This is a genomic window from Paraburkholderia sp. FT54 (assembly GCF_031585635.1).
Taxonomy (GTDB): Bacteria; Pseudomonadota; Gammaproteobacteria; order Burkholderiales; family Burkholderiaceae; genus Paraburkholderia.
On the sequence record NZ_CP134196.1, the window covers coordinates 1,096,865 to 1,115,905 of the forward strand.

Genomic DNA, 19,041 nt, shown 5'->3' on the forward strand with positions numbered 1-19,041 from the left:
CGACGGGAGACAGGCCGCAATGGAAACAATCGCTTTCCGGATGGTGCTCAACCCCGGCATGCGCGAAGAATACGAACGACGTCACGCGCAAATCTGGCCTGAGCTGGTTGATGCATTGCACAACGCCGGTGTGCGCGACTATCGGATTTTCTTCGATCCGGACTCGCATCACCTCTTCGCCGTGCTGACGCGAAACAGCCATCACACCATGGACGAACTGCCGCAACTCGACGTCATGCGCAAATGGTGGGATTACATGGCCGACATCATGCGGACGGCCCCGGATCACACGCCGCTGCAGCAGGCGCTCGAACCGGTCTTTCATTTGAACTCGCTGAGTTGATTCGATCCGACTGGACCTTAAACCTCGAAACGATCTTCACCGGACGGAGGGCGTCGCATGCAGGTGGTCGATTCGCATATCCATTTGTGGGATCTGAAAACGCATCGCTATCCGTGGCTGCAAAACCCGGGCGTGTCGTTCGTGGGCGACGCGCGTGATCTCAAGCACGATTACCTGCTCGACGATCTGTTGAACGAAGCGGGCGATATCGAGGTGCTGAAACTCGTGCACGTCGAAGCGAATCACGATCCCGCCGATCCGGTCGAAGAAACACGCTGGCTGCAATCCATTGCGGATCGCGAGGAATCGCGCGGCATGCCGAGCGCGATCGTCGCGGCGGTGGATTTGTCCGCGCCGAACGCACCGGCTCTGCTCGAAGCGCATGCGTCGTTCGCCAATACGCGTGGCATCCGGCAGATTCTGAACGTGCACGAGAACAGGCTGTTCGATTACGTTGGCCGTCATTTCATGCGCGAGCCGTCATGGCGCGAGCACTTCGCGTTGCTGCGCCGTTACGACATGTCGTTCGATCTGCAACTGTATCCGTCGCAGATGGAAGAGGCGGCAGCGTTGGCGCGTGAACATGGTGACACGCAGTTTGTGGTCAACCACGCGGGCATGTTTGTCGATCGCAATAGCGTGGCCGGCTATCGCGCATGGCGCGACGGCATGCGTTTGCTCGCGGGCTGTCCGAATGTCGCCGTGAAGATCAGCGGACTCGCGATGTTCGATCACCAGTGGACTGTGGAAAGCCTGCGGCCTTACGTGCTCGAAACGATCGATACGTTCGGCGTCGAGCGCGCGATGTTCGCCTCGAACTTTCCCGTCGACCGGCTATTCGGCTCGTACGCGGATTTGTGGCATGCGTATGCGGCGATTGTCGAGGGCGCGAGCGTCGCCGAAAAACAAGCGCTGTTTTGCGGGAATGCGGAACGTTGCTATCGCATCTGAAAAGAAGGAGACACGCAGTGCAGCAACCCACATCCGCTGTGCCGAGGCTCGAATTGCGGCATGCAAGTAAATCGTTCGGGCGGGTTCGCGCGCTATCGGACGGCGACCTTGCGCTCTGGCCGGGCGAAGTGCATGCCTTGCTCGGCGAAAACGGCGCGGGCAAATCGACGCTCGTGAAGATTCTCGCGGGCGTACACCAGCCGGATACCGGCGAGTTGCTGGTGGACGGCGCGGCGCGCCGCTTTGCGACACCCGCCGAGGCGCGCGACGCCGGGCTCGCGGTCATCTATCAGGAGCCGACGCTGTTCTTCGATCTGTCGATCGCGGAGAACATTTTCATGGGACGGCAGCCGGTCGACCGCATCGGCCGGATTCAGTACGACGCGATGCGTCGCGAGGTGGACGGCTTGCTGGCGTCGCTCGGCGTCGATCTGCGCGCCGATCAGCTGGTGCGCGGTTTGTCGATTGCCGATCAGCAGGTGATCGAAATTGCCAAGGCGTTGTCGCTGAACGCCAATGTGCTGATCATGGACGAGCCCACCGCGGCGTTGTCGCTGCCGGAAGTGGAGCGGCTCTTTGCCATCGTGCGCAAACTGCGCGAGCGTGACGTGGCGATTCTCTTCATCACGCACAGGCTCGACGAAGTATTCACGCTGACACAACGCGTCACGATCATGCGCGACGGCGCGAAAGTCTTCGACGGTTTGACCGCCGATCTGAACACCGAGTCCATCGTTGCCAGGATGGTCGGCCGCGATCTGGAAACGTTCTATCCCAAGGCCGAGCGGCCGCCCGGCGAAGTGCGGCTGTCGGTGCGCGGCCTCACGCGGCTGGGCGTATTCAAGGACATTTCCTTCGACGTGCGCGCCGGCGAGATCGTGGCGCTGGCCGGACTGGTCGGCGCGGGGCGCAGCGAAGTCGCGCGGGCGATCTTCGGCATCGATCCGCTCGATTCGGGCGAGATCTGGATTGCCGGCGAACGTCTGGCGGCAGGCCGGCCCGCCGCCGCGGTACGCGCCGGACTGGCGCTGGTGCCGGAGGATCGCCGGCAGCAGGGGCTCGCGCTGGAATTGAGCATCGCGCGCAATGCCTCGATGACGGTGCTCGGACGGCTCGTCAAACACGGCCTCATCTCGACGCGCAGCGAGACGCAGCTCGCCAATCAGTGGGGCACGCGTCTGCGCCTGAAGGCGGGCGATCCCAACGCGCCGGTCGGCACGTTGTCGGGCGGCAATCAGCAGAAGGTCGTGCTCGGCAAATGGCTGGCCACCGGGCCGGAAGTGCTGATCATCGACGAACCCACGCGGGGCATCGACGTCGGCGCCAAGGCCGAGGTGTATAGCGCGCTCGCCGAACTGGTGCGCGACGGCATGGCAGTGCTGATGATCTCGAGCGAATTGCCGGAAGTCCTCGGCATGGCCGACCGCGTGCTGGTGATGCACGAGGGGCGTATCAGCGCCGATATAGCGCGCGCCGACGCCGACGAGGAACGCATCATGGGCGCCGCGCTGGGCCAACCGGGACAACCGACTTCACCGCTGGGACACGCCGCATGATGCGCCATTCTTCCACTCATCCCGCGCCGGTGCGGGCGCCGGTTCCGAAGCGCGCGGCGAGTTCGCCAGGCGGCCTGGTCGCGAGCGTGGCGAAGAGCCGCGAGACGACACTCTTCGTCGTACTGATCCTGTTGATCGTAGGCACCGGGCTCGCGAAGCCGCAGTTCCTGAATCTGCAGAATCTGCGCGACGTGCTGCTGAACGTGTCGATTATCAGCTTGCTGACGGCCGGCATGACCGTGGTGATCCTCATGCGGCATATCGATCTGTCGGTCGGATCGACGGTCGGCGTCAGCGCGTATGCGGTTGGCAGTCTATATGTCGCGTTTCCGCATATGCCGGTGATCGTGGCGTTGGCGGCGGGGCTCGGCATCGGTCTTGTAGCGGGCACCATCAACGCGCTGCTCGTCGCGGTGGGCCGCGTGCCGTCGCTTGTCGCAACGCTGTCCACTCTGTACATTTTTCGCGGCGCGGACTACGCGTGGGTGCACGGCGGACAGATCAACGCCACCAGCTTGCCCGACGCGTTTTCGCGTCTCGCCACCGGCACGTTCCTGGGCATCCCCACGCTCGCGTTGATCGCGATCGTCGTGCTGATCGGCCTCGCCATCTATCTGAAGCAGTTTCGCGGCGGCCGCGAACACTACGCGATCGGCTCGAATCCCGAGGCGGCGCGTCTGGCAGGCGTCAATGTCGAGCGTCGCGTGATGGCGGGCTTCCTGTTGTCCGGCGCGATTGCCGGTTTTGCGGGCGCGTTGTGGCTGGCCCGCTTCGGCACCGTGGATGCCAGCACCGCCAAGGGCATCGAATTGCAGGTGGTGGCCGCCGCCGTGGTGGGCAGCGTCGCGATCACCGGCGGCGTCGGCACGATTCTCGGCGCCACGCTCGGCGCGCTCGTGCTCGGCGTGATCAGCATCGCGCTGGTGGTGCTGCACGTGTCGCCGTTCTGGGAGCAGGCCATTGAGGGCGCGCTGATCGTCGCCGCGATTACCGCCGATACCTTGCTGGCCCGCTCCGTTGCGAAACGCATGATGAGGAAACGCGACCATGGCTAAACCCGATTCCGCGCTGCTCACGCGCAAACGCGAAACGCCGCTGCAATGGGAAGTGTTGCTGGTGATCGTGCTGATTCTCTCGCTCGCGCTCGGACGCCTGCTGTCGCCCGTGTTCCTCACCGGCGCGAATTTGAGCAACGTGCTCGCCGATCTGACCGAGATCGCCTTGATGGCGCTGCCGATGACGCTGATCATCGTTGCTGCCGAAATCGATCTGTCGGTGGCCTCGGTGCTGGGCGCATCCAGCGCATTGATGGGCGTGCTGTGGCACATGGGCTTGCCGATGCCCGTCGTGATCGTGCTGGTGCTGGTTGCCGGCGCGTTGGCCGGCTTGCTGAACGGCCTCGTGATCGTCAAGCTCAATCTGCCTTCGCTCGCGGTCACGATCGGCACGCTGGCGCTGTTTCGCGGCCTCGCCTATGTGCTGCTCGGCGACCAGGCGGTGGCGGATTTCCCACCCGCTTATACGGCGTTCGGCATGGACACGCTCGGCGGGAGTTTCATACCGTTGCCGTTTGCCATCGTGATCGTCGGCGCGGTGCTGTTCACGGTGCTGTTGCAGTCCACGGCGTTCGGCCGCAGTCTCTATGCGATCGGCGCGAATCCGACCGCCGCGGCGTTCTCGGGCATCGAAGTGGCGAAGATCCGCTTGCGTCTGTTCGTGCTGTCCGGCGCGATGAGCGCGCTGGCAGGCATCGTCTATACGCTGCGTTTTACCAGCGCGCGCGGCGACAACGGGGAAGGCTTCGAGTTGTCGGTGATCGCGGCGGTGCTGTTCGGCGGCGTGAGTATTTTCGGCGGACGCGGTTCGATGATCGGCGTGCTGCTGTCGCTGCTGATCATCGGCGTGCTGAAGAATGCGCTGACGCTCGACGACGTGTCCAGCGAAACGCTCACCATCGTCACCGGCATGCTGCTGCTGGCATCGGTGCTGATACCGAATCTGGTTGCCCGCTGGCGCGCCGCGCGCGACCGGCGGTTCATCGCGAAGTCCGCTTCTTCTGTCTAACGTTTTTAGCAAGGCTTGCGTCTCTCGAAGAGAAAGTCCAACAACCGATAACCCGGACAACACCACGTCCAACAACAAGGCAGGAGACACTCTATGTTCAAACCTCTACGTCACACCGGCACCGCGGCGCTCTGCGTCGCGTTGATCGCGATCAGTTGCGCCGCGTCCGCCGCGGGCCTGAAAAGCGGTCTGAAAATCGCATTCGTGCCGAAGCAGATCAACAACCCCTATGAAGTGATCGCCGACGACGGCGGCATGGCCGCGATCAAGGAATTCGGCGGCGTGGGCAAGGCGGTGGGACCGTCGGACGCGGGTGCGTCGTCGCAAGTGCAGTACATCAACACGCTGATTACGCAGCGACAGGACGCGATCGTGATCGCCGCTAACGACGCCAATGCGGTGGTGCCGTATCTGAAGAAAGCGATGTCGCAAGGCATCAAGGTCGTGACCTTCGACTCGGACACGGCGCCCGAGGGCCGGCAATTGTTCGTCAACCAGGCGAACGCGGAAGGCATTGGCCGTGGCCAGATTCAACTGGTGTCCAAGCTGATGGGCGGCGAGGGCGAGTTCGCGGTGCTGTCGGCCACGCCCAACGCGACCAATCAGAACACGTGGATCAAATGGATGCAGGAGGAGTTGAAGAAACCGGAGTACGCGAAGATCAAGCTCGTGAAAATCGCCTACGGTAACGACGACGACCAGAAGTCGTTCGTCGAAACCCAGGGTCTGTTGCAGGCGTATCCGAACCTGAAGGCGATTGTCGCGCCGACCACGGTCGGCATTGCCGCCGCCGCGCGTTATATCTCGACCTCGTCGAGCAAGGGCAAGGTGGCGGTGACCGGTCTCGGCACGCCGAACCAGATGCGCGCGTTCGTGAAGAACGGCACCGTGAAGGCGTTCCAGTTGTGGGATCCGGGTCAACTCGGCTACCTGGCCGCATATGCCGCGGCGGCGCTGTCGTCGGGCACGATCAGCGGTAAGGAAGGCGAGTCGTTCGACGCCGGCAAGCTCGGCAAACGCACCGTCGGACCGCAAGGCGAAATCATTCTCGGACCGCCGACTACGTTCGATTCGAGCAATATCGATAACTTCAACTTCTGAGCAGCGACGCTCGCCGCGCGACATTGCGCGGCGAGGCGTTCTACGAGGCGCGCGGGCAATGATCAGCCCGCGCGCCTCGTGTCGTTTGAAGCATCACGCCTGCCGGGCTTAATCAGAACCGATGCTGAATACCCGCCGTGACGCCCGCTTGCGTATCCGCCGCGCCGATCAGGTCGCGCGACAGACTCACCGCATTGCCGTGCTTGGCCATTGCATAACCGCCCGCCATATACAGCACCGTGCGTTTGGACAGCGCATACTGCGCGCGCAGCGAGAACAACGTCGGATCGGCGTCGCTCGCGTCCTTGATGTCCTGATGGTAGACCGCGGCGAGCAGCGAGATGAACGGCGTCACGTCGTATTGACCGCCGAGCCAGTACATGTCGCTGCGCAGCGTCGGCGCGCTGGTGTGGAACGTGCGCCGATAGTTCCGGTAGCCGGCCATCGCCTTCACGGCGCCGAAGTCGTAGCTCAAGCCCGCGTGAATGCCTTGAATGTAGTTGGTGGTGTCGGCGGGCGTGACGCTGTCGTTCGCGCCGTTCTGCCGGTCGAAGGTCGCGACCAGGGCGAACGGGCCGTTCTCGTAGCCGAGACCGAAGTCGTACTTCGAACTCGACTTCATGCTGCCGGGCACATTGCCGAAGCCGTACATCGCGCCGAACTTGAAGCCGGAGAAGGTGCCGTCGTAACGCACGGCGTTGGCCGAGCGCGAAAACAGACCGTCTTTACGACCGCCCGTCGCCGTGGATGACGTCGCCCACGAGTAGTTCGGCGCGTAACCCATCGGGTCGAACGGCAGCATGTAGTCGTAGGTGGTCGTGAAATTGCGGCCGAGCGTGATTTGCCCGAAACGGTTTTTCAGGCCGATGGTCGCGCGGCGGTCGAAGATCGCGCCGGGGCCGTCGTCGAACTGGCCGTTGGCGATGTTGATGCCGCTTTCCAACTGGAACACCGCCTTCAGTCCGCCGCCGAGATCCTCGACGCCGCGCAATCCCCAGCGCGACGTGTTCTTGCCGCCCGAGACGAGGCGCGTGGCGCCGCCGTCCTTGCTTGCATGGTTCACGTATTCGACGCCCGCGTCGACGATGCCGTACAAGGTCACGCTCGACTGCGCATGCGCGCCCACTGCAAAGCCGGCGAGCCCGGCGCAAGTGACGCCGACGGTCGCTTTCTTCATGCTCCACTTCATCAATAGTCTCCTCTGGTTGTGTTCATTGCTTCAGTCTGGATTCAGTGCCGCGCTCAACTCGCCTGAGCGAAGGCCCAACAATCGTTGGCGGGGAACTCGATCCAGTGACGGCCGGCCGCGCGCGGCACGTGGCCGAAGGCGCGCAGCCGCAGGTCGCCGCAATGGAACAGGTATTCCCAACGGTCGCCGAGATACATCGACGTGACGAGCTCGGCTTCGAGCCGGTTCGCGCCGGGACCGTCGGCGACCTGCACGCGTTCGAGGCGGATCACCGCTTGCGCGTGCTGGCCTGCCGTGAGCGCTTCGCGCGCTTGCGCCTGCAGTTGCCAGCCGTCGCCGGCAAGCGTCACGCGTTCGCCGTCGATCGCGGCCACGCGTGCCTCGATGCGGTTGTTGCTGCCCATGAATTCGGCGGTATAGAGCGAACGGGGCGCCCCGTACAGTTCAGCGGGCGTGCCTTCCTGTTCGATGCGGCCATTGCGCAGCAACAGGATGCGGTCGGACATCGCCATCGCTTCGGTCTGGTCGTGCGTCACGCACAAAGCCGAAAGGCCCAATGACACGATCAGCTCGCGCAGCCATGCGCGGGCTTCCTCACGCAGCTTGGCGTCGAGATTGGAGAGCGGTTCGTCGAGCAGGATCACCGGCGGGTTGTAGACGAGCGCGCGCGCAATCGCCACCCGCTGTTGCTGGCCACCGGAAAGCTGATACGGATAACGCGCGGCAAGGTGGCCGAGGCCGAGCTGGTCGAGCGCGGCCTGCACACGCTTTTTCTGCTCGGCTGCGGAAACGCGCCGCAGCTTCAATCCATAGCCGACGTTTTCGGCCACCGTGCGATGCGGCCACAGCGCATACGACTGGAACACGAGCCCGAGCGAACGCTGCTCGACCGGCAGATCGACATGCGCCGCGCCGTCGAAGAACGCCTTGCCGTCCAGTTCGATGCGGCCCGACGACGGTTGTTCGAGACCGGCCACCGCGCGCAGCAGCGTGGTCTTGCCGCTGCCCGACGCGCCCAGCAGGCAGACCACCTCGCCGGGATTGAGTTCGAACGACACGCCTTTGAGAATCGGGTTGTCGCCATAGCTGAGAAAGAGGTTGTCGACCGAGAGCTTATCCATGCAATTTCACTCCGAAGCGCAGCGCGACGCCGAGTCAGGCGCCGACCATCGCGATGTTGATGACAGAAAGCGCCGCGACCTGATCGACCGCGCCGGTCGCCCACAGCGACACCAGCAGCGCGCCGATCACTTCCGTGCCGGGCGAGAGCAGATAAACGGCGGTCGAGTACTCACGCTCGAAGATCATGAAGATCAGCAGCCACGCCGCGAGCAAACCGAAGCGCACGAGCGGCAGCGTCACATCGAGGCTGACGCGTGCGCGCGTGCCGCCGACACTGCGTCCCGCTTCTTCGAGTTCGGGGCCGACTTGCAGCAGCGCGCTCTGAATCAGACGCATGCCGTACGCGAGCCACACCACGGTGTAGGCGATCCAGATGCTCCACATGGAGTTCTTCAGTTCCTTCAGGCCGGGCACGAAGAGGAAGATCCACAGGAACGCGAGACCGGCGAGCAGGCCCGGCACCGCGCGCGGCAGCAGCACGAGGTAGTCGAGCAGACGCGTGGCCCAGTCGTTGCGGCGATGGCCGGCAAACGCCACCAGCGAATAGAAGCCCACCGCCAGCGCCCCGCCGATCACGCCGATGCCGAGCGTGTTCAGAATCGCGCGCACCAGGTTGTCCTGCTCGAACAGTTCGGTGAAATTGGCGAGCGTGAGGACTTCGGCGAGATGCACGCCTTGCCCCCAGTTGGTGACGAACGCGCGCAACGTGATGCCGGAGAGCGGCACGAACACCGTCAGCAGCAGCCACAGCGCGACGATGGCGAGCGCGACCCAGCGCCACGCGCCGAGCGGCAGCACGGTCTGACGTCCCGCCTTGCCTTTGACCGTGACGAAGCGGTTCGCGCTCTTCAGGAGCCGCCGTTGCAGCAGCACGAGCGGGAACGTGATCGCGACGATGCACATGGCGACCGCGGCCATCAGGTGATACGAGGGCACGCCGAGTTTGTTGGTGAGCTTGTAGAGATACGTGGCCAGCACGAGGTGCCCTTCGGGATCGCCGAGCACGAGCGGCAGACCGAACACTTCAAAGCCGAGGAAGAACACCAGCACGCCGGCGAACAGCAGCGCGGGCAGCGTCATCGGCAGGCTGACGTCGAGCGCGACGCGAAACGGCCGCGCGCCGGCGACCCGCGCTGCTTCTTCGACGTCCGAGCCGAGATTGCGCAGCGCCGCCGACGAATACAGGTACACGTGCGGCATATGCGTGAGGCCGACGATCACCGTGATGGCGAACACCGAGTAGACGGTCCACGGTGCTTCGGCGGTGCCGAACAGTTCCATCCACCAGACCGAGTAGAAACCAACCGGGCCGGCTGCGACCACATAGCCGAAGGCGAGCACCATCGGCGAGACGAAGACGGGCGTGAGCAGCAGCGGTTCGAGCCAGCGGCGGCCAGGCAGGTCGGTGCGCACCATCAGGAACGCGAGAATGCCGCCGAGCGGAATCGAGATGAACAGCATCCCGGCCGCAATGACGAACGAGTTTTTCAGCGCGGACCAGAAGTCCGGGTCGCTGAATATGAATTCGAAGCCGGTGAGGCCGAACGTGCGTTTCGCGTCGAAGAAGGGCGCGCTCAACACGCTCTGCAACAGGATGAAGCCGAGCGGCAGGGCCACCGCCACAGTCAGCACCGCGACGACGAGCCAGCGCAGCAGCCCCATGAACGGCTGCAGTCCGCCGCGCGGCAGCGTGCCGATGGAGCCGCCGTCTGCCGCGTGCGGCGGCGCGGCGCGGCGTCCGGTTGCGCTAGTGGAAAGCATGAGGGTCCCCCTGCGGCGCAAAGGCCGCATATCGACAGGTATGGAAGGAAGGGCAGGCGGCCGCGTTGCAGCGCGGCCGCTTGCGAGTCAAACGCGAAGGGCTAGCGCTTGATCGACTGTTGCCATTGCTTGAGGAATTCGAGGCGCTTGGACTGGTCGAGATAGACCAGCAGACCCGCACCGATCGGGATTGGCTTGAGCGAATCGCCGAGTTGCTTCGTGAGGCCCGCCATCGACGTTTCGCCCTCCACGTCGGCGCGAATCGAGAACAGGTTCGCTTGATTCGCCAGCAGCGTCTGGCCGCGTTGCGAGAGCAGGTAGTCGACCCACAACTTCGCGGCGTTCGGGCTTTGCGCTTTCTTCGAGATCGTCACGAGCCGACTGACCACCAGCGTGTAGTCCTTCGGATAGACATACCCGATCGACGGATCTTTCTTCGCCTTGGTCAGCGCGTACGAGCCGAGAATGTTGTAGCCGATCAGATTCTCACCCGAGGAGATGCGCTCCATCATCGCGCCCGTGCTCGATTGCAGTTTTGGACCGGTGGCGCCCATGGCCTTGACCAGATCCCACGTGACCTGCGGGTTGACGCGTGCGTCCTGGGTCAGATAGTTGAAACCGACGCCGGACTTTTCGATGTCGTAAGTGGTGACGCGGCCTTTGAACTGATCGGGCCTGGCTTGCAGCAGTTTGATCAGATCGGCGCGCGTTTGCGGCACGTCGCCGGCCGCCACGAGGCGTTTGTTGTAGACGATCGCGAGCGGCTCGTAGGTGGTGCCGTAAGCCTGCTTCTGGTATTGCGCCCATTGCGGCAACTGCTTCGCTTCGGGCGACTCATAAGTGGCCATCAGGCCGTCGTTGACGAGCTTGACCTGCAGGTCCATGGCCGAGCTCCACAGCACGTCGGCGCTGGTGCTGCTGGCCGCGTTTTCGCTGATGTAGCGGTTGTACAGCTCGGTGCTGTTCATGTCGTTGTACTCGACCTTGACGCCGTACAGGCTTTCAAAATCCTTGATGAGCGGACGCACCAGCGCGGTGTCCGTGACCGAATAAACGATCAGCTTGCCTTCCTTTTTCGCGCCCTCGACCGTGGCCTGATAGTCACTGGGATAGCCGGCTGGAATGGCCGCCCACGCTGAATTTGCGGCGAATGCGACAGCGGCTGCGAGAACCTTCAAAGCGTTTTGCACGTCTTCCTCCAGAAAACTTCGTGTTGGTTTTGTGTGGGCGAATGGTAAGAGATCGACGCTTTCTGAACGCTTTCAGTTTTAGATGGAAATGCATCACAATGATCGAATTCTCCTCATGGATTTCCCTGGGACTCCGTTCATGCGTGTGCTGCTTGTTGAAGACAATCCGATCCTTTCCCGCTCGCTGACCGACGCGCTGACCAGCGCGAAACTCACCGTCGACTGCATGCACGACGGCGAGTCGGCGGACCATGTTTTGCGCACACAGGACTACGCGCTGGTGATTCTCGATATCGGCTTGCCGAAGCTCGACGGCCTCGAGGTGCTGCGCCGTTTGCGTGCGCGCCGCAATGCGGTGCCGGTGCTGATGCTGACCGCGCACGGTTCGGTGGAAGAGCGCGTGCGCGGGCTCGATCTCGGCGCCGACGACTATCTCGCCAAGCCGTTCGCGCTCACCGAACTCGAAGCTCGGGCGCGTGCGCTCTTGCGCCGCAGTCATGGCCAGGAGCCGCTGCATGCGCAATGCGGCACACTGCTTTACGACAGTGTGGACCGCGGCTTCACGCTCGACGGCGAGCCGCTCGCCCTGACGCCGCGCGAGCGTTCCGTGCTGGAAGTGCTGATCCTGCGCAACGGCCGCGCGATCAACAAGGACACGTTGTCGGAGAAAATCTTCGGGCTCGACGAATCGGTGAACGCGGACGCCATCGAAATCTATGTACACCGCTTGCGCAGGAAACTCGAACACAGTTCGGTCGGCATCGTGACGCTGCGCGGACTCGGCTATCTGCTGGAAGCAAAAAGCGCATGACGCGGCCGAATCTGCGCGTGCGGATCGCGCTGTGGTTGTTGCTGCCGCTGCTCCTGCTGCTCGCATTGGACGCATGGCTCACGTATCAGCGTGCGATGAACGCGGCGCACGCGGCCTTCGACCGCACGCTCGAATTTTCGCTGCGCTCGATCCGCGACGGCATCCGCCTGCGCGACGGCGAGATCGAGGTCGATCTGCCGTACCTCGCGCTGGAGATGTTCGAATCGAACGGCGGCGGCAACATCTACTATCAGATTCGCGAGGAAGGCGGCCGTGTGGTGACGGGCTATCCCGACTTGCCGGACCCCGGAAAAGGGCCGGGCGAGCCCTACAGCGTGCGGTTTTACGACGACGTGTTTCGTGGCCGTCCGCTGCGCATCGCGATGCTCAGGCTGCCGGTACACGATGTGCCGAGTGCGCAGACACGCGTGGTGCTGGTGCGGGTCGGCGAAACGATCGAGCAGCGTCAGGCGCTGGCGCGCGAGATTCTGACCGGGGTCGCTGCAACAGGAAGGGTTGTTGGTGGTGCTCGCGCTCGGCATCGTCTGGTTGGGCGTGGCGCGCGGCTTGCGGCCGTTGAACCGCCTGTCGGCGAAAGTGGCCGCGCGCGCCGAGGACGATCCGACGCCGCTCGACACCGTCGGTCTGCCGAGCGAAGTGGCGCCGATGGTCGATTCGATCAATCAGTACATCGGCCGCACGCAGTTGATGCAGTCGTCGCGCCGGCGGTTTTTCAACGACGCCGCGCATCAGTTGAAAACGCCGCTCGCGGTGATTCAGGCGGAGTCCGAACTGGCGCTGCGCGATATCGACGTCGCGGACGAGACTCTGGGGGGCAATCGTCGGCAAGGGGTGCATTTGCGGCGGCTGAATCGCGCCGTGCAACAGGCGGTGCGCATCGTGCAGCAGTTGCTGTCGCTGTCGCGCCTCGACGCGGACAGCGGCTACACGGTCAAGCATGCAGCAGTGCAGCTGCATAAGGTGGCGCGCAGCGTGACGCTCGACTGGTCGCCGGTGGCGCGTTCGCGCGGCATCGATCTCGGTTTCGAACAGGACGTGCGTGTCGACGTGATGGGCCAGATCGATCTGCTCGCGGAACTGGTCGGCAATCTGATCGACAACGCCATCCGTTATTCCGGCGACGGCGCGGTGATTACCGTGCGGGTCGCGCGCGAAGGCGGGCAGGCGTTGCTGCAGGTGATCGACAACGGGCCAGGCATTGCCGCCGGCGAACGCGAAGCGGTGTTCGAACGCTTCTATCGCAGCGAGGCGACGCAGGCGCTCGAAGGTAGCGGCCTGGGTTTGTCGATCGTGCGGGAAATCGCGCGCGTGCATGGCGCGCTGGTGGCGCTCACCGATGCGCAGGGTGGCGGGTTGGTCGTCAGCGTGTTGTTTCCGCCGTTGAGTACCGGTCAATAACGAATCCGTAATCAACGGGCAAGAGTGCCGTCATTTACCAGAACCAATAATGACCTGGCGGCGCTTCCTTCATGGCATATCCGATGCTCGAAAAATGATGGCCGTCCTGTAGGCATGCATCATCCAATTCCAGATTCTGGCCGAGCGTTATATCGTTTCCAGCAAGTGATCAAACATGAGCGTAGCTAAAGACCCCTCTTTTCTTGTCCGTCATTCCAGGCTGAGCACTTTCGCTGCAACCGTTGTCGCGGTCGTCGCGGCCGGATTCGGTTTTGTGTATTCGGGCCTGTACGATGTGTCGGCCGCATCCGGACACAACCCGCTTGTCGCCTGGGTGCTGCATAAGACTTACATGCAATCGCTGCACCGCCATGCGGCCGCTGTCCAGGTGCCGACCGACCTGATGACCGTCGCCAACGTCGAAGCCGGCGCCCGTCTCTACCGGAACACCTGCGCGGCGTGTCACGGCGCGCCGGGACAAACGCTGAGCCCGATCGGTCAGGGCATCCTTCCGATCGCGCCGGAATTGCTAAGCGCAACACGCCGCAACAACCCACAGATGATGTTCTGGGTGATCAAGAACGGTGTGAAAATGACCGCGATGCCTGCGTTCGGCAAGACGCAAGACGACCAGACGATTTGGGACTTAACGGCGTTCCTGTATAAAGGACGCGGCATTTCCGCTCAGGACTTCGAAAAGCTGAGCGCAAGCAAACCGAACACCCAGCCGTAAGCGATGTCCGTTGAACGAACGGCAAAGACCTCCTGGCGGCGGAAATTTTTTGAGCATCGGGCACTTCCGGGCCGGCGCGCACGCGCATAACCGTCCGGGTCATGTGGGCGCCCTGGTCTTTCAATCTGGAAAACCGGCAGTTCATGGAAACTGGTATGAGGTCATCCCACTCGAGTCGGGCGAGTGCCGCGCTGGAGGTTCTCGCGGTGTTTCTCAGGTTGGGGCTGACGTGTTTTGGCGGCCCCATAGCGCATTTGGGATACTTCCGCCGGGAGTTCGTCGAGCTGCGCCGCTGGCTCGATGACGAAACCTTCACCGATCTGGTCGGACTGTGTCAGTTCCTTCCAGGACCGGCGAGCAGCCAGGTGGGATTCTCGATTGGACTCCTGCGAGCCGGGTGGCTTGGGGGGCTCGCGGCCTGGTTCGGATTCACGCTGCCTTCAGTCCTCCTGTTGCTTGGCTTTGCAGTTGTTGCTCCGAGCCTTGGCGGCCCGCTCGGCAGCGGCTTGATCCATGGCCTGAAGCTTGTCGCCGTGGCTGTCGTCGCTCAGGCGGTTTGGGATATGGCACGGCGCCTGTGTCCGGATCGACGCCGTGCTGCCATTGCGCTCATCGCAATCGTGGTGCTCGCCATTCTGACGACCGTCTATGCGCAACTCATCGTTATCGCTCTCGGCGCTGTGCTCGGACTCGGGTTGTGCGAGAGGACATCGTCAGACACCCGTCGCGGACCGCAGCATACTCACGGTTTCCGCGTTTCCCGCACGGTGGGTACGGTCGCGTTGATCCTCTTCTGTGTTCTGCTGCTCGGGCTTCCGGCGCTGGTCGGACTCCACGCGGGTCAGGCGGTCAAGGTCTTCGAAGCCTTCTATCGCTCGGGTGCCCTGGTGTTCGGCGGCGGTCACGTCGTGCTCCCGCTTCTGCAACAGCAAACCGTCGCGACCGGCTGGGTTTCGCCGAACGACTTTCTTGCGGGCTACGGTGCCGCGCAGGCCGTGCCGGGCCCCTTGTTCACGTTCGCCGCATTTCTCGGCTGGATGATGGCGGACGCGCCGAATCACTGGAGCGGCGCATTGCTCGCTACCGCGGGCATTTTCCTCCCAGGTCTGCTACTCGTGCTCGCGGCGCTACCGTACTGGCAAGCGCTGCGCGCACACCCGTCGATGACTGCACTGCTTGCCGGAGTGAATGCCGCGGTCGTTGGACTGCTGGCGAGCGCGCTGTACTCACCGGTCTGGACCAGTGCGGTTCTCTCGGAACTCGACTTTGCGATCGCGGCCATCGGTTTTTTCCTGCTGACGCGCTGGAAGATTCCACCGCTCGTCGTCGTTGTGCTCTGTGCGCTGGCTGGCGTTGCCGAGGCGACCTTGCACTGAGTCGATGATTGCATGACGAGCGTGGAGCATGCGAATCAAGAACCCAAACGGTAAAGTGGACTGAAATCGGCACGATGCCGCGCCACTGTCAAACATCCTGACACCCCGACGTCATGACCGTTATCCGCTCGCATGCCGACGGTCGCAAACCCGCCATTGAAAACGGCGTGACGTTGGCGAACCACTCAGCGTCGGATCGGAAAGCGCCGTGCGTAAGCGGTGGGTGACGTGTCGCCGCCCCACGTTTCGCCATCGATCAATACGGTCGAAGCGCCTTCTGCCGGCACCGCCACGTTCACAGCGCTGGCCGCCTCGCGATACAACTGCGTCTGGTTGATCCGCGCGGCAATGTCCGCATAATCCGCGCGCGCGTCGATCATGCCCCAGCGTTCGAACTGCGTGAGAAACCACGCGCCCTCGAACGCTTGCGGGTCGTTCACCACGCCGTTGTCGAAGAAGCGCATGGGCAGACCGCCCGGTGCGGAAGCGGCAATTTCGTTGCCCAGACGCGCCGCGATCAACGTTTCATCGATACCGACATACTCGGGCCGCGCGAGCCAGCGCGCGATTTCCTCGCGATGCCCCGCGCCGTCGAGCCAGCGGCACGCTTCGAGCATGGTCCGCACGAGCGCGCGTGCGGCATGCGGATTCGCGCTGACAAAATCGCGCCGGCACGCCAGCACTTTGTCGGGATGATCGGGCCACACGTCGCTCGTATAAGCGATCGTTCTGCCGACGCCTCGCGCTTGCGCCTGCGCGTTCCACGGCTCGCCGACGCACAGGCCGTCGAGCTTGTCTTCGGCGAGCGCCGCGACCATTTGCGGCGGGGGAATCGCTACGCTCTCGATATCGCGCAACGGATCCACGCCTTGCGACGCGAGCCAGTAGTACAGCCACATCGCATGCGTGCCGGTCGGGAAAGTTTGCGCGAAGACCGGCTTGCGGCCGAGCGTTGCGAGCGCCCTGGGCAGCGTGCCGTGTTCGGCGAGCGCATCCGCGAGACGGTTCGAGAGCGTAATGGCCTGGCCGTTGCGGTTGAGCACCATCAGCACGGCCATATCCGTTTGCGGTCCGCCGAGACCCAGTTGCACGCCGTAGACGAGTCCGTAGAGCGCGTGGGCCGCATCCAGATCGCCCGACAGCAGTTTGTCGCGCACGGCCGCCCATGACGGCTGGCGGGACAGTTCCAGCGTCAGGCCATGTGCATGGCCGAATTCGAGCAGCTTGGCGGCGACGAGCGGCGCGGCGTCCGAGAGCGCCACGAAGCCGAGCCGCAAATGGGTCTTCTCGAGCGGTCCCGAAGTGGACGTGGTGGCGAGTGAAGTAGGAGAGTTCATGGACGGCGCTTCATTTGAGCGAGTCAGCCGCAGCGATGATGGCGCGCGCGACCTCGGCGAGTTTGACGCCCTGGTTCATCGCGCGTTTGCGCAGATTGGCATAGGCGGCGTGCTCGGTGATTTTTTGCTGATCCATCAGGATGCGCTTGGCGCGATCGATCAGCTTGCGCTCGGCGAGTTCGTTTTCGACTTGCGCAAGACGTTCGCGCAATTGGGATTCCTGCGCAAAACGCGCGAGCGCGACTTCGAGGATCGGCGCGAGACGCTCGGTCGCAAGACCTTCGACGAGATATGCCGTGACGCCCGCGCCGACGGCGTCGCGAATCAATTGCTGGTTGGCGTCGTGGCTGAACATCAGCACCGGACGCGGCGCGGTGGCGTTCATCACGGCGAGTTGTTCGAGCGTATCGCGCGACGGCGATTCCGTGTCGATGATGATGACATCCGGCCGCTCGCTCTGCACTACGCGATGCAGCACTTGCGGCGTGGCGGTGCTCGCCAGCATCTCGTAGCCGAGGCGGGCAAGGGCGTCGCGGAGATCGCCGATGGGCTTATCGGTGTCGGTTACGAGGAGAACGCGCAGCATGGAATGGAGTTTTATCGACGGCTAGCCTTGGATAAAGCAATGCCTATGCCAATCGACGCATGCGCAGGTGGGACGAAAGCAGTCACGGACTTGGCGACCGCGTGGAAAACCGCCACTGCACCTGCGCGGGGCACGCGCGGCCGATGCACCGAAGCGGCGCATCGCGGCCCCGCTCAGCACCCCAACGCTCGGCACCTCAACGCTCGGCACCTCAACGCCAATCGCTGTAACTGCGGGGCGAGAACAGAAAACTCACAGCGATCATGGCGACGACGCAGCCGGCCAGCATGATCCATGCGGCGCCGAAGCTGCCGCTCCAACCTCGCACGAGGCCGGCAACGACCGGCGCAACTGCCGCCACGATGAAGCCGACACCCTGGGTGAACGCGACGAGCTTGCCGGCCACTCGATGATCGGCCGAATGATCCATGGCGGTTACGAGCGTCAACGAAAAAGTCCCGCCCAGTCCCGCGCCTGCCACGCCGACCCACAGCAGAGGCGCGGCATCGGGCCAGACAATCAGGCCCAGCAACCCGGATAGTTGCGCCGCGAGGCCGAGCATCAGCCACGGCCGCCGATCCCGGAACGAGGCCGCAGCGAGTGGCAGCAGCAAGGCCGCTGCGGCCTGGAACACCGTCATGCCTGCCAGCAGCGAACCGCTTGCCGCGACGCCCACGCCACGCTGCTGATAAAACGCCGGCAACCACGCGACGAGACTGGTATAGCCGCCGTTGACAATGCCGAAGTAGAGGCCGAGCGTCCACGCGCGCCGCGTGCGCCACAGCGAAAGGGCGAGGGCATTCGCAGAAGCATTCTGTACCGCGGTGCTGTTCGAAACGGACCGACGGTTCAATGCCCACCAGCAGACCAGCGCGGCGCAAGCCGGAATCGCCCATACCGCGAGCCCCGCATGCCACGACCCCGTCATGCGGCTCACCCATGGACTCACACTCGCGCCCAGCCCGCCGCCGCCCATGATGGACGCCGAGAACACACCCATCGCGAGCGGCACGCGCGCATGAAAGCGCTGCTTCATGACGGCGGGCAACAGCGCCTGGATCGCCGCGACGCCCACGCCCGCGAGCAACGCGGTGGCGAGCAATGCCGCGCCGGTCGATGCAGTCCAGCGCGCCGCGCACGCCAGCGCGATGGCCAGCAAGCCGAGCGCGACACCGCGCGTTTCGCCGATCCTGCGAGTCAGCGCGCCCGCGCCGAATGCGCCGACGCCCATCGCGACGACCGGCAGGCTGGTCAGCAACGACGCGCCGTAGAAGCTGAGGCCGGTTGCCTCGCGGATCGTCGTCATCAAAGGGCTGATCGAAGTCAGCAGCGGGCGCAGATTGATGCCGATCACGATGATCGCGCCCAGCCACACGACGTCGCGCCACTTCAGCGCCGTCGTGGCGTGGTGAGCGGGCCTGCGGGCCGGGCTGGCGCTGGAGTGCGAGTTCACAAGGATCCTGTTGGCGAGGGACGGGCGGTGTGAAAAACCGTGCGAGGTT

At 63.8% G+C, this 19,041-nt stretch carries 16 protein-coding genes and 1 pseudogene; 10 read left to right on the forward strand and 7 right to left on the reverse strand.

The window, feature by feature from the left end:
- Positions 1-19: 19 nt before the first annotated feature.
- The 6 genes from rhaM to rhaS all read left to right on the forward strand — a co-directional run bounded on the left by rhaM (position 20) and on the right by rhaS (position 6,015).
- Positions 20-343 carry an L-rhamnose mutarotase gene (gene rhaM, locus RI103_RS24465; RefSeq protein WP_310818200.1) on the forward strand — a complete coding sequence of 108 codons (324 nt, stop codon included), beginning with the start codon at positions 20-22 and terminating at the stop codon, positions 341-343.
- Positions 344-400: 57 nt separating this feature from the next.
- On the forward strand, positions 401-1,294 hold the full coding sequence (locus tag RI103_RS24470; RefSeq protein WP_310818201.1) for an amidohydrolase family protein: 894 nt from the start codon (positions 401-403) through the stop codon (positions 1,292-1,294).
- A 17-nt stretch (positions 1,295-1,311) separates the two neighbouring features.
- Positions 1,312-2,850: a sugar ABC transporter ATP-binding protein gene (locus RI103_RS24475; protein ID WP_310818202.1), complete on the forward strand. Its 1,539-nt coding sequence runs from the start codon at positions 1,312-1,314 to the stop codon at positions 2,848-2,850.
- On the forward strand, positions 2,847-3,905 hold the full coding sequence (locus RI103_RS24480) for an ABC transporter permease (RefSeq protein ID WP_310818204.1): 1,059 nt from the start codon (positions 2,847-2,849) through the stop codon (positions 3,903-3,905). Before RI103_RS24475 ends, RI103_RS24480 begins: the two co-directional genes overlap by 4 nt.
- A complete protein-coding gene (locus RI103_RS24485; RefSeq protein ID WP_310818205.1) occupies positions 3,898-4,914 on the forward strand; it encodes an ABC transporter permease in 1,017 nt (338 codons plus the stop codon). Before RI103_RS24480 ends, RI103_RS24485 begins: the two co-directional genes overlap by 8 nt.
- 93 nt (positions 4,915-5,007) lie before the next feature.
- Positions 5,008-6,015, forward strand: a complete 1,008-nt coding sequence (rhaS, locus tag RI103_RS24490; protein WP_310818206.1) for a rhamnose ABC transporter substrate-binding protein — start codon at positions 5,008-5,010, stop codon at positions 6,013-6,015.
- A gap of 112 nt (positions 6,016-6,127) precedes the next feature.
- Here rhaS and RI103_RS24495 read toward each other — a convergent pair whose 3' ends face one another.
- The 4 genes from RI103_RS24495 to RI103_RS24510 all read right to left on the reverse strand — a co-directional run bounded on the left by RI103_RS24495 (position 6,128) and on the right by RI103_RS24510 (position 11,277).
- Positions 6,128-7,204 (reverse strand): porin, encoded by a 1,077-nt coding sequence (locus RI103_RS24495; protein WP_310818208.1) that lies wholly within the window; start codon positions 7,202-7,204, stop codon positions 6,128-6,130.
- 53 nt (positions 7,205-7,257) lie between these two features.
- Complete coding sequence (locus tag RI103_RS24500; RefSeq protein WP_310818209.1) at positions 7,258-8,325, reverse strand: ABC transporter ATP-binding protein; 1,068 nt, start codon at positions 8,323-8,325, stop codon at positions 7,258-7,260.
- 34 nt (positions 8,326-8,359) lie between these two features.
- The gene (locus tag RI103_RS24505) at positions 8,360-10,087 is read right to left on the reverse strand and encodes an iron ABC transporter permease (RefSeq protein WP_310818210.1); all 1,728 of its coding nucleotides are present in this window, start codon (positions 10,085-10,087) and stop codon (positions 8,360-8,362) included.
- A 101-nt stretch (positions 10,088-10,188) separates the two neighbouring features.
- On the reverse strand, positions 10,189-11,277 hold the full coding sequence (locus RI103_RS24510; protein ID WP_310818211.1) for an ABC transporter substrate-binding protein: 1,089 nt from the start codon (positions 11,275-11,277) through the stop codon (positions 10,189-10,191).
- A 139-nt stretch (positions 11,278-11,416) separates the two neighbouring features.
- Between RI103_RS24510 and RI103_RS24515 the strand changes: the two genes are divergently transcribed.
- The 4 genes and pseudogenes from RI103_RS24515 (at position 11,417) to chrA (ending at position 15,616) form a co-directional block, all read left to right on the forward strand.
- Complete coding sequence (locus RI103_RS24515) at positions 11,417-12,088, forward strand: response regulator (protein WP_310818212.1); 672 nt, start codon at positions 11,417-11,419, stop codon at positions 12,086-12,088.
- Positions 12,085-13,507, forward strand: a pseudogene (locus RI103_RS24520) (sensor histidine kinase N-terminal domain-containing protein). The gene RI103_RS24515 and the pseudogene RI103_RS24520 overlap by 4 nt, the downstream one beginning before the upstream one ends.
- A 175-nt stretch (positions 13,508-13,682) precedes the next feature.
- On the forward strand, positions 13,683-14,240 hold the full coding sequence (locus RI103_RS24525) for a cytochrome c (RefSeq protein ID WP_310818213.1): 558 nt from the start codon (positions 13,683-13,685) through the stop codon (positions 14,238-14,240).
- Between the two features lie 143 nt (positions 14,241-14,383).
- Complete coding sequence (gene chrA / locus RI103_RS24530) at positions 14,384-15,616, forward strand: chromate efflux transporter (RefSeq protein ID WP_310818214.1); 1,233 nt, start codon at positions 14,384-14,386, stop codon at positions 15,614-15,616.
- 185 nt (positions 15,617-15,801) lie between these two features.
- Here the strand turns inward: chrA and RI103_RS24535 are convergent, their stop codons facing one another.
- The 3 genes from RI103_RS24535 to RI103_RS24545 form a co-directional block, all read right to left on the reverse strand.
- Positions 15,802-16,953, reverse strand: a complete 1,152-nt coding sequence (locus RI103_RS24535; protein WP_310818215.1) for a CmpA/NrtA family ABC transporter substrate-binding protein — start codon at positions 16,951-16,953, stop codon at positions 15,802-15,804.
- Positions 16,954-16,963: 10 nt separating this feature from the next.
- A complete protein-coding gene (locus RI103_RS24540; protein ID WP_310818216.1) occupies positions 16,964-17,539 on the reverse strand; it encodes an ANTAR domain-containing protein in 576 nt (191 codons plus the stop codon).
- 211 nt (positions 17,540-17,750) lie between these two features.
- The gene (locus RI103_RS24545) at positions 17,751-18,992 is read right to left on the reverse strand and encodes a cyanate transporter (RefSeq protein WP_310818217.1); all 1,242 of its coding nucleotides are present in this window, start codon (positions 18,990-18,992) and stop codon (positions 17,751-17,753) included.
- Positions 18,993-19,041 lie beyond the last annotated feature (49 nt).

Coding starts and splice junctions, on each gene's coding strand:
- RI103_RS24485 (WP_310818205.1), top strand. CDS start 3,898: ATGGCTAAACCCGATTCCGCGCTGCTCACGCGCAAACGCGAAACGCCG.
- RI103_RS24505 (WP_310818210.1), bottom strand. CDS start 10,087: ATGCTTTCCACTAGCGCAACCGGACGCCGCGCCGCGCCGCCGCACGCG.
- RI103_RS24515 (WP_310818212.1), top strand. CDS start 11,417: ATGCGTGTGCTGCTTGTTGAAGACAATCCGATCCTTTCCCGCTCGCTG.
- RI103_RS24480 (WP_310818204.1), top strand. CDS start 2,847: ATGATGCGCCATTCTTCCACTCATCCCGCGCCGGTGCGGGCGCCGGTT.
- RI103_RS24525 (WP_310818213.1), top strand. CDS start 13,683: ATGAGCGTAGCTAAAGACCCCTCTTTTCTTGTCCGTCATTCCAGGCTG.
- RI103_RS24495 (WP_310818208.1), bottom strand. CDS start 7,204: ATGAAGTGGAGCATGAAGAAAGCGACCGTCGGCGTCACTTGCGCCGGG.
- RI103_RS24540 (WP_310818216.1), bottom strand. CDS start 17,539: ATGCTGCGCGTTCTCCTCGTAACCGACACCGATAAGCCCATCGGCGAT.
- RI103_RS24535 (WP_310818215.1), bottom strand. CDS start 16,953: ATGAACTCTCCTACTTCACTCGCCACCACGTCCACTTCGGGACCGCTC.
- rhaM (WP_310818200.1), top strand. CDS start 20: ATGGAAACAATCGCTTTCCGGATGGTGCTCAACCCCGGCATGCGCGAA.
- RI103_RS24500 (WP_310818209.1), bottom strand. CDS start 8,325: ATGGATAAGCTCTCGGTCGACAACCTCTTTCTCAGCTATGGCGACAAC.
- rhaS (WP_310818206.1), top strand. CDS start 5,008: ATGTTCAAACCTCTACGTCACACCGGCACCGCGGCGCTCTGCGTCGCG.
- chrA (WP_310818214.1), top strand. CDS start 14,384: ATGGAAACTGGTATGAGGTCATCCCACTCGAGTCGGGCGAGTGCCGCG.
- RI103_RS24470 (WP_310818201.1), top strand. CDS start 401: ATGCAGGTGGTCGATTCGCATATCCATTTGTGGGATCTGAAAACGCAT.